14 protein-coding genes are annotated in these 11,438 nt (G+C 47.3%); 9 read left to right on the plus strand and 5 right to left on the minus strand.

Annotation, left to right across the window (positions count from 1 at the left end; genetic code table 11):
• Positions 1 to 14 precede the first annotated feature (14 nt).
• From R8269_RS13715 to R8269_RS13745, 7 genes are read left to right on the plus strand one after another with little or no spacing between them, the layout of a single operon-like run.
• Entirely contained in the window at positions 15 to 614 is a 600-nt protein-coding gene (locus R8269_RS13715) for a prepilin-type N-terminal cleavage/methylation domain-containing protein (RefSeq protein ID WP_031779019.1), read from the plus strand.
• Positions 601 to 990 (plus strand): type II secretion system minor pseudopilin GspI, encoded by a 390-nt coding sequence (gene gspI, locus R8269_RS13720; protein WP_017635009.1) that lies wholly within the window; start codon positions 601 to 603, stop codon positions 988 to 990. Before R8269_RS13715 ends, gspI begins: the two co-directional genes overlap by 14 nt.
• Entirely contained in the window at positions 977 to 1,654 is a 678-nt protein-coding gene (gene gspJ, locus R8269_RS13725) for a type II secretion system minor pseudopilin GspJ (protein ID WP_132936677.1), read from the plus strand. Before gspI ends, gspJ begins: the two co-directional genes overlap by 14 nt.
• Positions 1,647 to 2,657, plus strand: a complete 1,011-nt coding sequence (gene gspK / locus R8269_RS13730) for a type II secretion system minor pseudopilin GspK (protein WP_005382999.1) — start codon at positions 1,647 to 1,649, stop codon at positions 2,655 to 2,657. Before gspJ ends, gspK begins: the two co-directional genes overlap by 8 nt.
• On the plus strand, positions 2,626 to 3,828 hold the full coding sequence (gspL, locus tag R8269_RS13735) for a type II secretion system protein GspL (protein ID WP_005379304.1): 1,203 nt from the start codon (positions 2,626 to 2,628) through the stop codon (positions 3,826 to 3,828). The genes gspK and gspL overlap by 32 nt, the downstream gene beginning before the upstream one ends.
• A 7-nt stretch (positions 3,829 to 3,835) precedes the next feature.
• The gene (locus R8269_RS13740; protein WP_005383002.1) at positions 3,836 to 4,327 is read left to right on the plus strand and encodes a type II secretion system protein M; all 492 of its coding nucleotides are present in this window, start codon (positions 3,836 to 3,838) and stop codon (positions 4,325 to 4,327) included.
• Position 4,328: 1 nt separating this feature from the next.
• Entirely contained in the window at positions 4,329 to 5,090 is a 762-nt protein-coding gene (locus tag R8269_RS13745; RefSeq protein WP_017635007.1) for a type II secretion system protein N, read from the plus strand.
• A 292-nt stretch (positions 5,091 to 5,382) separates the two neighbouring features.
• On the opposite strand, the gene cysQ is transcribed toward R8269_RS13745, so the two are convergent.
• The 4 genes from cysQ to R8269_RS13765 form a co-directional block, all read right to left on the minus strand.
• Entirely contained in the window at positions 5,383 to 6,210 is an 828-nt protein-coding gene (gene cysQ / locus R8269_RS13750) for a 3'(2'),5'-bisphosphate nucleotidase CysQ (protein ID WP_005379308.1), read from the minus strand.
• Between the two features lie 44 nt (positions 6,211 to 6,254).
• Positions 6,255 to 6,824 (minus strand): ADP compounds hydrolase NudE, encoded by a 570-nt coding sequence (gene nudE / locus R8269_RS13755; protein ID WP_005379309.1) that lies wholly within the window; start codon positions 6,822 to 6,824, stop codon positions 6,255 to 6,257.
• A 176-nt stretch (positions 6,825 to 7,000) separates the two neighbouring features.
• Positions 7,001 to 7,585 (minus strand): Fe-S biogenesis protein NfuA, encoded by a 585-nt coding sequence (gene nfuA / locus R8269_RS13760; protein ID WP_005379313.1) that lies wholly within the window; start codon positions 7,583 to 7,585, stop codon positions 7,001 to 7,003.
• 97 nt (positions 7,586 to 7,682) lie between these two features.
• Positions 7,683 to 8,408, minus strand: coding sequence for a ComF family protein (locus R8269_RS13765; RefSeq protein ID WP_213896266.1), 726 nt, complete (start codon positions 8,406 to 8,408; stop codon positions 7,683 to 7,685).
• A gap of 84 nt (positions 8,409 to 8,492) precedes the next feature.
• Here R8269_RS13765 and bioH point away from each other — a divergent pair, with 84 nt between their 5' ends.
• Together bioH and R8269_RS13775 are read left to right on the plus strand one after the other, a co-directional pair.
• Positions 8,493 to 9,260 carry a pimeloyl-ACP methyl ester esterase BioH gene (gene bioH / locus R8269_RS13770; protein WP_021707605.1) on the plus strand — a complete coding sequence of 256 codons (768 nt, stop codon included), beginning with the start codon at positions 8,493 to 8,495 and terminating at the stop codon, positions 9,258 to 9,260.
• Positions 9,261 to 9,384: 124 nt separating this feature from the next.
• On the plus strand, positions 9,385 to 9,849 hold the full coding sequence (locus R8269_RS13775) for a hypothetical protein (protein ID WP_005379316.1): 465 nt from the start codon (positions 9,385 to 9,387) through the stop codon (positions 9,847 to 9,849).
• 104 nt (positions 9,850 to 9,953) lie between these two features.
• On the opposite strand, the gene R8269_RS13780 is transcribed toward R8269_RS13775, so the two are convergent.
• Positions 9,954 to 11,438: Tex family protein (locus R8269_RS13780; protein ID WP_318222562.1), on the minus strand; the 1,485-nt coding region annotated here is incomplete at its 5' end.

An 11,438-nucleotide genomic window follows, 5' to 3' on the forward strand; every position in this document is an offset into this window, starting at 1 on the left:
CACTAATGAAACAAATGCGAAAACATAACGGTTTTACATTGATAGAAATTCTATTGGTGCTGGTTTTGCTATCTCTTACGGCTGTGGCCGTGATCTCGACGTTACCGACTAGCCAAAAAGATCTTTCCAAACAGTATGCTCAAAGCTTTTTTCAGCGTTTACAGCTGCTCAATGAAGAAGCGGTGCTGAGCGGTAAAGATTTTGGCGTTCGAGTGGATGATACCAAATCGACCTACGCTCTACTGAGTTTAACCTCAGAAGGTTGGCAGCCTCTGAAATTAAAGCAGATTCCGAGCAAAACCAAGCTAGAAGAAGATATTACGCTACAACTCGAGCTCGGAGGTGGTGCTTGGGATAATGATGAGCGCTTATTCAAACCAGGTTCTCTTTTTGATGAAGACATGTTCGCAGAAGAAGAGGACGAAAAGAAAATTCAGCCACCGCAAGTGTTTATCTTTTCCAGCGCCGAAGTCACGCCATTTACCCTGTCTTTTTTTCCGCAAAATGGTGATGCCTTTAATGACGGTTGGCGAGTCATTGGCAAAGAAAGTGGACAAATTTTGTTATTAGCTCCGGGCGAAGAAGTGAAAGAGGATGAGAATGCGCAATTTTAAGCAAGCTCGCCCAAATTTGAGTCATCGCCGGACGAGAGGCATGACCTTACTGGAAGTATTGGTCGCACTGGCAATTTTCGCTACCGCTGCCATCAGTGTCATTCGCTCTGTGAGCCAGCATATTAATACAATCAGTTATCTAGAAGAAAAAATGTTTGCAGCCATGGTTGTGGATAATCAGATGGCAAATGTGATGTTGAATACCGGAGAACTCAAAGCGAAAAACGGCACAGAAGAGCTGGCAGGACGCACTTGGTTCTGGAAAGTCACGCCAGTCGCCACGACGCAGCCATTGCTGAAAGCATTTGATGTGAGCGTCTCGGTAGAGAAAAGCGCGAGCCCTGTAGTAACGGTACGAAGCTATGTGGCGCAATAATCATCTCCGCGCAAACACGCGCCAAAGGGTAAAAGGTTTTACACTTATTGAAGTGTTGGTATCGATTGCCATCTTTGCCAGTTTAAGTGTCGCAGCGTACCAAGTGGTATCGCAAGTACAGCGTAGCAATGCGCTATCACAAGAACGAACCCAACGCTTAAACGAAATTCAGCGTGCCATGGTTATGATGGATAACGATTTTCGTCAAATGGCGATGCGTCAAACACGTACTAATGGTGAAGAGCCTGCTAGCCGGCTAATTTTTTGGTCCGATTACCTGTTGGACTCCGATACTAAAGGGCTGATGTTTGCCCGTTTAGGTTGGCACAATCCTCAGCAGCAGTTCCCTCGTGGAGAAGTAACCAAGGTTGGCTATCGCTTAAAAGAAGAAACACTGCAGCGAGTATGGTGGCGCTATCCTGATACGCCGGTTGGGCAACAAGGTACTGTTACTCCATTGCTAACGCAGGTCGAGTCATTTGATATGCGTTTCTATGATGGTAAGCAATGGAAAAAAGAGTGGGCTGAAGAAAAAGCGCTGCCGAAAGCGGTTTCTGTTGTTCTCACTCTCAAAGACTATGGAGAAATTGCCCGCACTTATCTCACTCCTGATGGCACATTGAGTCAGAAAGAGGAAAGTTCAGGAGACAGCAATAATGGTTAACCGTCAGCGCGGTGTTGCTTTGATTATAGTGTTGATGTTGCTGGCGATTATGGCGACGGTTGCCGCCAGCATGTCGGAACGTTTGTTCTTACAGTTTCAGCGAGGCGCTAATCAAATCAATTACCAGCAAGCGTACTGGTACAGCCTTGGCGTCGAGGCGCTAGCAAAAGTGGGTATCGAACAAAGTTATAAAGACACCGACACGATTAATATGAGTCAACCGTGGGCGATAAAAGAGCAAGTCTATCCGTTAGATTATGGTCAAGCGGCGGGACGAATTAGAGACAAGCAAGCGTGCTTTAATCTAAATGTATTGAGTCGTGTGCAACCAACGGGTCAGCAAATTACAAGACCATATTTAGTGAATGTATTGCAGCGCCTATTAGAAGAGTTGGATGTCGAGCCATATCAAGCAGAAATCATTGCAGACTCTACTTGGGAATACATTGATGCTGATGACTCTGTCCGTTCGACTACTGGGGTTGAAGACAGCACATATGAAGCGATGAAACCTTCCTATTTGGCATCAAATGGTTGGATGGCAGATGCTTCCGAGTTACGGGCTGTCTATCAGGTGAGTGGTGAAATTTTCCAAAAATTGGAGCCGTTGGTCTGTGCATTGCCAAGTGATGACTGGCGTTTAAACGTGAATACGATTGATGTTGAGCAAACTCCGATTTTGGTGGCAATGTTCTCACCAAACTTAAGCAGTAGTGATGCGATTCAGCTAATTGAAAAACGCCCATTTGATGGGTGGGATAGCATTGATGAATTTTTAGCAGAGTCAGAAATGGCTGGCTTAAGTGAAGATGTAAAGAAAAACGCCAAAGGCTATTTGGGTGTGGATAGCGCCTTTTTTGAATTGGATGCACAAGTGTTGGTGGATGAATCACGTGTACGTATCCGAAGCCTTTTGCAAAGTACAAATAGAGAAACGGTGACCGTAGTTCGCCGTCGTTTTGGAGGGATCAGTGAGCGAGTTTCTGACCGTTCGGCTGAGTAGCGAACAACAAAGTACCATTCCTTGGGTGGTGTGGTCGACAGATCAACAGGAAGTGATTGCTAGCGGTGAAATCGCCGGGTGGGAACACTTAGATGAGTTGGTCTCATATGCTGGTCAGCGCCAAGTTGTGGCGCTGTTGGCGAGTAATGATGTGGTCCTGACGCAAGTGGATATACCACCTGGTGCAACACGCCAATTCGAGGCGATGTTACCGTACTTAGTGGAAGACGAAGTTGCTCAGGACGTTGATGGCCTGCACTTTAGCGTGTTGGGTAAACAAGCGGATAAAGCGCAGATTTGCGCAGTTGAACGTGCTTGGATTCAGACTGTACTGCAACGTTTCTCAAGCCAAGGTATCGCTATTAAACGCATTTTACCCGATGTGCTTGCGTTACCGGTTCGTGGAGAGCACAGCTGTGCTGCAATGATTGGCGAGCAATGGCTAATTCGTCACTCTGCGACAGAGGGCGCGGTTGTCGACGCTTCTTGGTTAGACCTTTACCTCTCTTCTTATCTACAAAATCATGAAGGTTGGAAGCTCGATTGCTATAGCTCGGTCCCGGAATCTGCGTTACCTGAAATATGGGAGCCGCAACCAGAAGAAATGACGATGGCTTTACTGGCGAAGGGGGTGACAGAAAGCAAAGTCAATTTGCTGACTGGGATCTTCAAGCCGAAATCTTCTTGGGGTAAATACTGGAAGCTCTGGCAAAAAGCCACCATTGCTGCGGGGGTGCTTATCGTCGTCATGGTTGCGCAGCAGTTGCTCGTGGTCCACAAGTACGAAGCACAAGCTCAAGCGTATCGTGAGGAGAGTGAGCGTATTTTCCGCCAGGTGTTCCCAAATAAACGACGCATTCCTACCGTTAGTTACCTCAAACGACAAATGGATGATGAAGAGCGCCGCTTATCTGGTGGAAGTGGTCAGCAGGCAATGTTGTCATGGTTGGCGGCATTACCCGCGACGCTTGGTCAGGTCAGCGACTTGGAGATCACTAGCTTTAAATACGACGGACAACGTGGCGAAGTACGTATTCAGGCTCGTAGTTCAGACTTCCAACCTTTTGAGCAGGCTCGTGTGAAATTGGCAGAGAAGTTTAATGTTGAGCAAGGTCAGTTGAACCGTAGCGATAACGTTGTGGTTGGCAGCTTTGTTTTGAAGCGTTTGTGAGGTGATGATGAAAAACTTAATTTCTCAAGCTCAGGTTTGGTGGAGTAGCATCTCGCAGCGTGAGCAGCGTTTGGTCATGGGATGTGGCGCTATTGCCGTTATCGGTATTATTTATTGGGGTTTATTACAGCCAATGAGCCAACGTGCGGAGCTAGCTCAGTCACGTATTCAAAGCGAAAAACAGTTGCTAGCTTGGGTACAAGATAAAGCGGATGGCATCACTGCACTGCGAAAAAGCAGCGGTGTGAGCTACTCTAGTCAACCGTTGAATCAGTTGGTTTCTTCTTCAGCTCGTCGTTATAAAGTTGAGTTGATTCGCGTACAACCTCGTAATGAGAGCGTTCAAGTGTGGATCAAACCACTCGCGTTTAATCAACTAGTGGATTGGTTACGTTACTTGAAAGAGCAACAGGGTATTGAAGTCGAATTTTTAGATATCGACCGAACAGAGCAAGCGGGCATGATCGATGTAAACCGCCTTCAGTTTAAGCGAGGTTAAGGTGAAGCGAGCAGTACTTTACGTTGTTATCTTTATCGTCTTTTTTTCAGTCAGTCTTTTAATGGGATTACCAGTCTCTTGGGTGTTACAACAAGCACCAACAGTGAGAGGCCTGGACATTCAAGGAGCCAACGGTTCGGTATGGCAAGGTCAAGCTGCTAGTATTCGTTGGCAGCGCCAGAACCTTGGAGAAGTTAATTGGGATTTCCAATGGTCGAGTCTACTGACAGGTAAAGCTGAGTTTGCTGTGCGCTTTGGTCGTGGTAGTGAAATGGACGTTCGTGGGCGCGGTTTTGTCGGCTATAGCTTAAGTGATGGCCCTTATGCCAAAAACTTAGTTGCCTCAATTCCGGCGGTAAAAGTTGTTGAGCAAGCGCGCCTCCCTGTGCCTGTTGGTGTTGATGGGCAGCTTGAGCTGAATATTCGTCATGCGACTTATGCTGCGCCTTGGTGTAAGAACGGTGAAGGCACTTTAGTATGGAATGCCAGTGGTATTCAAAGCCCCGTTGGCAGCTTAGATCTCGGTCCTGTGATTGCCGATATAAACTGTCAGGATAGTGTATTGACGGCAACTGGTGAGCAGAGCAGCAAACAAGTCTCTGCGGCGTTTTCCGCTGAACTGATGCCTAATCAACGGTACTCAACCAAAGCGTGGTTCAAGCCTGGTGCAGAGTTCCCATCCAGCATGGGGGAGCAACTGAAATGGTTGGGTAAGCCGAATGCTCAAGGTCAATATGAGTTTAACTACCAAGGGCGCTTCTAACCTATCGTGACAAAATCCAATATCTTAAAAGAGCTGCTATTGTGCAGCTCTTTTTGCTTTTGGATCATTGTAAGCTAAAACCTCTATTCGCTGTACATTGGGAATGAATGGAAATTTAAAACCATGATTTTTAATTGATTTGTTTTCTTTCGTTCAGCTTTACAGGCAATTGGAACATAGTAGGCCAAATACTCCAAGTGCTGTACAGAAGGTCAAAAAGAAAAGGCCACGAAGATATTCGTGGCCTTTCTATTGCTAGAATTTTGTGCTCTAAATTTTACCGATAGGGCGCTTAATCTTTGCGTTGTAAAATCTCATTCCAAGGTAAATCCGCATCACCAAGAACAATAAAATTCGGGTTTTCTAGTGTTTCCCGCTCGTTATATGACAGCGGTTCTAATTGCGTGCTGAGAATACGTCCGCCAGCTTCTTCAACAATGCATTGTGTCGCAGCGGTGTCCCACTCACCTGTTGGACCTAGTCGGAGATAGCAATCTACCGCCCCTTCCGCGACGAGGCATGCTTTCAATGCCGCAGAACCGAGCGGTATTAAGTCGTAATTCCAGGCGCTGCTCATACGGTTAGTAATACGATTGATGTCTTGGCGACGACTAATAGCAATTGCGATGCTTTGCTCTGGCTGTTCGTGTTTGTGTGTATGGATTTTGACGCTGTCCGACATGTCGGGAATTTTCCAGGCGCCTTTGCCATTATAAGCGTAGTAAGTCACGCCAGATACAGGACCGTAAACGACGCCCATGGTTGGTCGATTGTTGTCGACCAACGCGATAATAGTGGCAAAGTCACCACTGCGAGCGATGAATTCTTGAGTACCATCAAGAGGGTCGACTAACCAATAACGTTCCCACTGAGCGCGTTGCTCTAAGCTTATGTCTGCGTCTTCTTCTGACAACACGGGAATGTCAGGCGTCAGATCACTCAAGCGTTCAGTGATGAACTTGTGAGCAGCAATATCCGCACTTGTTACGGGAGTTTCGTCACTTTTGGTGTAGGCCTCGTATTGCTTCTTTTCATATATTTCGAGGATCATTTGCCCAGCACTGCGGGCAATCTCGATGACTTGAGGAAGTAGGTGAGATAGATCTTTTGTCATTGGCATAAGTGATAGTCCTTACTCACAGTGTTATTCGGTTCTAATGACCGTTATTGGTTATGCTTGTGAGTGGTGTTTGGTAAGTGTTTCAGTGCCAACATTAGCGCTGTGATGCTTCGTGCTTCACAGAAATCCATGTGAGTTAATAACTCTTCGGCTTGCGCAAGTGGCCAACGCACAATTTCCAGTGGTTCAGGCTCATCGCCTTCTTGCTTCTCTGGATAAAGCGCCTGTCCTAAAAATAGAGTCATTTTGCTCGAAAAGTAAGATGGCGCGAGGATAACTTGTTTCAACGGGGTTAACTGATTACAGCCAAAGCCGATTTCTTCTTTTAACTCACGATCCGCAGCTTGGTGTGGTGTTTCTCCTGGGTCAATCAGCCCTTTTGGGAAACCTAGCTCGTAACGTTCAGTTCCAGCGGCGTATTCACGCACCAGTAATAAATCGCCTTGTTCTGTTACAGGAACCACCATTACAGCATCTCGTCCACTTGGCTTCATACGCTCATAAGTACGATGCTCACCATTGGAAAAACGAAGGTCGAGCGCTTCCACAGCAAACAGTTTGGATTTTGCAACCGTCTGGCATGAGAGTATCTCTGGTGGGGTTCGTTTCGGCATGACGCTGGCTCCTTGGTGTCGTTGGCGTTTACGAGATGCGTAAGATTCTTAATATATGAGAACTCCGCCTGAGTTTCTAGCGGATTTTACGAGTCGAGCTAAGCATCTCAGCATCACCTCAGTATCGATACAAAAATGGGAGACCGAAGCCTCCCATTTTCTGACAGTGTTTACTCTTAGTAGTAAGAGTGATCACCACGGTCATGTTCTGTAGCATCACGAACTGCGGTTAGTTCACCAATGAACTGGTTTAGCAGTTCTTTCTCGATGCCTTCTTTTAGTGTTACGTCAACCATAGAACAGCCATTACAACCGCCACCAAATGCAACAATCGCAACACCGTCTTCAGTGATCTCAACCAAGTTTACGTGACCACCGTGGCCAGCAAGCTGTGGGTTGACTTGAGTTTGGATAACGTACTCAACGCGCTCAACCAGTGGTGCGTCGTCCGCAACTTTACGCATTTTAGCGTTAGGTGCTTTTAGCGTTAGCTGAGAGCCCATTTTATCGGTAACAAAATCGATTTCAGCGTCTTCAAGGAACGGCAGGCTCAGCTCATCCACGTAAGCTGAAAAACCGCTGTAAGAGAGTTCAGTGTCGGTCGATTCTACTGCTTCTGGTGGGCAGTAAGACACGCCACACTCAGCGTTTTGTGTACCTGGGTTCACAACAAAAATACGAATGTTAGTGCCTTCAGGTTGTTGACCTAAAAGGTTAGCGAAATGCGTTTGCGCAGTTTCTGTAATAGTAATATTTGACACGACGAATACCCGAGTAAATTTGTAGGTTACTGCTGCTATTCTACTCTTGTTGACGTATGGATCTAGTCTTTTTGATGCTAAGGCATGGCGAAGCGATCTAGAGAGAACGAGGAGCAGGTGTTCTGCAGATGCAGTAAATATCGATGCTTTCTACGCCAACTTCAAGTAGTAAATGACATAATTGTCGGACGGTACTGCCCGTGGTGACTACATCATCGACGATGGCAACATGGGAAGAGTGAGGGCGCTTATTGAGAATAAACGCGCCTTTTAAGTTTTGTTCACGGCTTGTTTTGGTATTACCACGCTGTGATTGGGCGAGCCTTACTCGACGAAAGACCTTCGCATCAAAATTAGTCTGCAATTGCTTGGCGAGGTGTCGGGCTAAAACGTCACTTTGATTAAAACCCCGGCGCAGGTAACGCTGCCAGTGCAATGGCACACTGGTAATGATTGGAGCTGGCGTGGTGATGCGCTGTGCCAGTTGCTCGGTTAATGCTTTTACATGCCAAGACTCTCCGTGATCTTTAAAGCGTTGTACTTCCCGTGAAAGGGGAAAGTCGTAATCGCCTAACGTGTATAGCCTTTGCCATGGCGGTGGCTTTGAAAGACATTCACCACAAATACTATCCGTACTCATTTCTTCTTTCTGTAATGATAAACCGCAGCGTTGACATCGTTTTACCGGAGTTAGGTATTTTAAACAGTGCTCGCACCAGCGCAGAGTATTTGTGTGGCTTGGTGTTTGAATAGGGAACCGACACAGGCCGCATTGACTGCTCAATACGTGATGCATGATGTTTTGCCAGTGATGAGATAACATAGCGTTTATTCATGGTGATATTTTACTCAGCCTAACGCTTGGCTGAAGCCGTAGGGAATAAAATAAGTGGGAGAGATTGAGAGCATGAGCACGAAATTACACTGGCAGTCATTTGGTCAAGGACCAGATTTGGTGTTGCTTCATGGATGGGGCATGAATGGTGCGGTATGGCAGCAGACAGTCGAGTCTCTTCAACCTTATTTCCGAGTTCATGTGGTTGACCTTCCGGGGTACGGGCATAGCGCCGAATCTCATGCCGAAGATTTAGACCATATTGCTAACTTGGTGGTGCAAGGTGCGCCAGAGAAAGCGATTTGGCTTGGTTGGTCCCTCGGAGGTTTAGTGGCGACGCATGTGGCATTAAATATGCCCGAGCGCGTGGCTAAGTTGATTACGGTTGCCAGCTCACCAAAATTTGCCGCAGAAAAACCGTGGCGCGGCATTCAACCGAATGTACTGAGTGCGTTCACCTCTCAGTTGCTAGAAGATTTCTCACTGACCATTGAGCGCTTTATGGCGTTGCAAGCGATGGGCAGCCCATCAGCGCGTAAAGACGTTAAACAGCTCAAGCAAGCGATACTATCGCGCCCTCAGCCAAACCCTGAATCGCTGTTGGTTGGGCTAAACATCCTTGCTGATGTGGATCTGCGCGATGCGTTGACGTCTCTTTCTGTTCCAATGTTGCGTCTTTATGGCCGTTTAGATGGGTTGGTGCCAATTAAAGTAGCTAACGATTTAAGTGAACAGTTGCCTCATACCCAGCAGTTTGTTTTTAATCAGTCCTCTCATGCGCCTTTTATCACCGAACATGACGAATTTTGTGTTCAAATCCGAGAGTTTGCTCACGATTGAGCAAGTGCGAGCGGAAACACCTCAAGTTGTTTAAAAAGTGGTCGATATAAAGGCTGGTGAGGTTTTATTAGCCAATAAAGCTAAGCCATATTGACGAGTTGGGCGACTCTGAGGAGGGTTCGCAATGATTGTGTCACCGACCAACGTAAGTGTGCCACTGATCGCCCCATCCGTGAATGTGCAGACGGAACAAGCAGCTCGCGACAATAAAGTCCGAGAGCCTGTAACGCCAACGGTCGCATTGGCCAAAACCAATGCAGAGCGAAAAGTAAAAGGTGATGACAAGCGCCGACGTCAGTCTTCTTGGGATCCTTCAGAGCATCCTGATTATGATATGGAAACGGAAGTCGACACGCGTTATCAAGAAGAGCCGGAAGATACACTAGAACGGCTTTTTAGTTTGCTTGCGCTCAAATCGTATAGTGAAGACCAGGGGAAAGGCTACGCGATCCGCTTTCGCTTACCAAAGCGCATTTTGGATGCTGCGATCAATGAAGGATTAATGGAAAAGCGCAGGAAGGTGATCAAGTTTCATTATGGTCATGCAGTCGCTCCCCATACCCCGTCAGAAGTGATAGCAGTATTATGACGACTCAATATCCTACTCAAACAAAAACGCTCCAAGCAGGTTGACTGATTGGAGCGTTTTCTTTTTAGTTATGAAAGCTCGTTAGCGGTGAAGCCTAGGTAAGGTTACTTTTTCGCTTTAGCAAACGCAGCAGCAAACGCACCGCCCATCGCGCTGTTCGATGACGAATCATCACGGCGAGGCTGACGACGCTGCGGTTGGTCATTACGACGCGGCGCTGCTGATGAGCGTTGGCTACGGTTGTCTTGACCCGGTTCGTCGTTCATACGCATCGATAGACCAATACGCTTACGCTGCACGTCAACTTCCATCACTTTCACTTTGACGATGTCGCCCGCTTTCACCACTTCACGTGGGTCAGACACATAACGATCTGTCAGTGCAGAAATATGCACAAGACCATCTTGGTGAACGCCGATATCAACGAAGGCACCGAAGTTGGCTACGTTAGACACCACGCCTTCTAGAATCATGCCCGGTTCCAAGTCAGATACCGAGTTTACACCTTCTGCAAACGTCGCCGTTTTGAATTCTGGACGTGGGTCACGACCCGGCTTATCCAGCTCTTTGATGATGTCTGTAATGGTTGGAACGCCGAAGTTATCGTCGGTGTAATCGACCGCATGCAGACCTTTAAGGAAGCTTGAATCACCAATCAGTGCTTTGATATCTTTGTTGTTCTTCTCAGAAATCGCTTTGACCACTGGGTACGCTTCTGGGTGAACCGCAGACGCATCAAGTGGGTTCTTACCATCCATAATACGCAGGAAGCCCGCACACTGCTCGAACGCCTTAGGACCTAAACGAGGTACTTTCTTCAAGGTTGTACGTGCTTCGAAGCGGCCGTTCTCATCGCGGAAGTCGACAATGTTCTGCGCGATGGTGCTTGATAAGCCTGCTACGCGCGTCAGTAGCGCCGCAGAAGCAGTGTTCACATCAACACCAACCGCGTTTACACAGTCTTCCACAATCGCATCTAGGCGTTTTGCCAACATAGATTGGCTTACATCGTGCTGGTATTGACCCACACCAATAGATTTCGGATCAATTTTCACGAGTTCAGCCAATGGATCTTGCAAACGACGAGCAATCGACACTGCACCACGCAGAGACACGTCCATATTCGGGAACTCTTTTGCTGCAAGCTCAGACGCTGAGTAAACCGATGCACCCGCTTCACTTACGATGATCTTCTGAACTTTCAGGTTGCCACGTTTGATGACGTCTGCGACAAAGCTGTCGGTTTCACGTGAAGCCGTACCGTTACCAATCGCAATCAAATCCACGTTGTACTTACGCACCAACTGATCAACGATTTGTGCTGACTTGTCGTATTGTTTTTGTGGTGGGTGAGGGTAGATGGTTTCGGTTGCAAGCACTTTACCTGTTGAGTCGACAACCGCGATTTTTGAACCTGTACGCAGACCCGGATCTAGACCAAGTGTTGCACGAGGGCCAGCCGGTGCTGCCATCAACAAGTCTTTTAGGTTAGTGGCGAATACTTCAATCGCTTCGATTTCAGCGCGCTCTTTCATTGCGCCCATTAGCTCGGTTTCCATGTGCATCGATACTTTGATGCGCCATGCCCA

It is taken from the genome of Vibrio sp. Vb0667 (genome assembly GCF_033391095.1).

Coding starts and splice junctions, on each gene's coding strand:
- R8269_RS13740 (WP_005383002.1), top strand. CDS start 3,836: ATGAAAAACTTAATTTCTCAAGCTCAGGTTTGGTGGAGTAGCATCTCG.
- gspK (WP_005382999.1), top strand. CDS start 1,647: ATGGTTAACCGTCAGCGCGGTGTTGCTTTGATTATAGTGTTGATGTTG.
- R8269_RS13715 (WP_031779019.1), top strand. CDS start 15: ATGCGAAAACATAACGGTTTTACATTGATAGAAATTCTATTGGTGCTG.
- cysQ (WP_005379308.1), bottom strand. CDS start 6,210: ATGCCAATGACAAAAGATCTATCTCACCTACTTCCTCAAGTCATCGAG.
- R8269_RS13765 (WP_213896266.1), bottom strand. CDS start 8,408: ATGTTATCTCATCACTGGCAAAACATCATGCATCACGTATTGAGCAGT.
- nudE (WP_005379309.1), bottom strand. CDS start 6,824: ATGCCGAAACGAACCCCACCAGAGATACTCTCATGCCAGACGGTTGCA.
- R8269_RS13775 (WP_005379316.1), top strand. CDS start 9,385: ATGATTGTGTCACCGACCAACGTAAGTGTGCCACTGATCGCCCCATCC.
- gspJ (WP_132936677.1), top strand. CDS start 977: ATGTGGCGCAATAATCATCTCCGCGCAAACACGCGCCAAAGGGTAAAA.
- gspI (WP_017635009.1), top strand. CDS start 601: ATGCGCAATTTTAAGCAAGCTCGCCCAAATTTGAGTCATCGCCGGACG.
- bioH (WP_021707605.1), top strand. CDS start 8,493: ATGAGCACGAAATTACACTGGCAGTCATTTGGTCAAGGACCAGATTTG.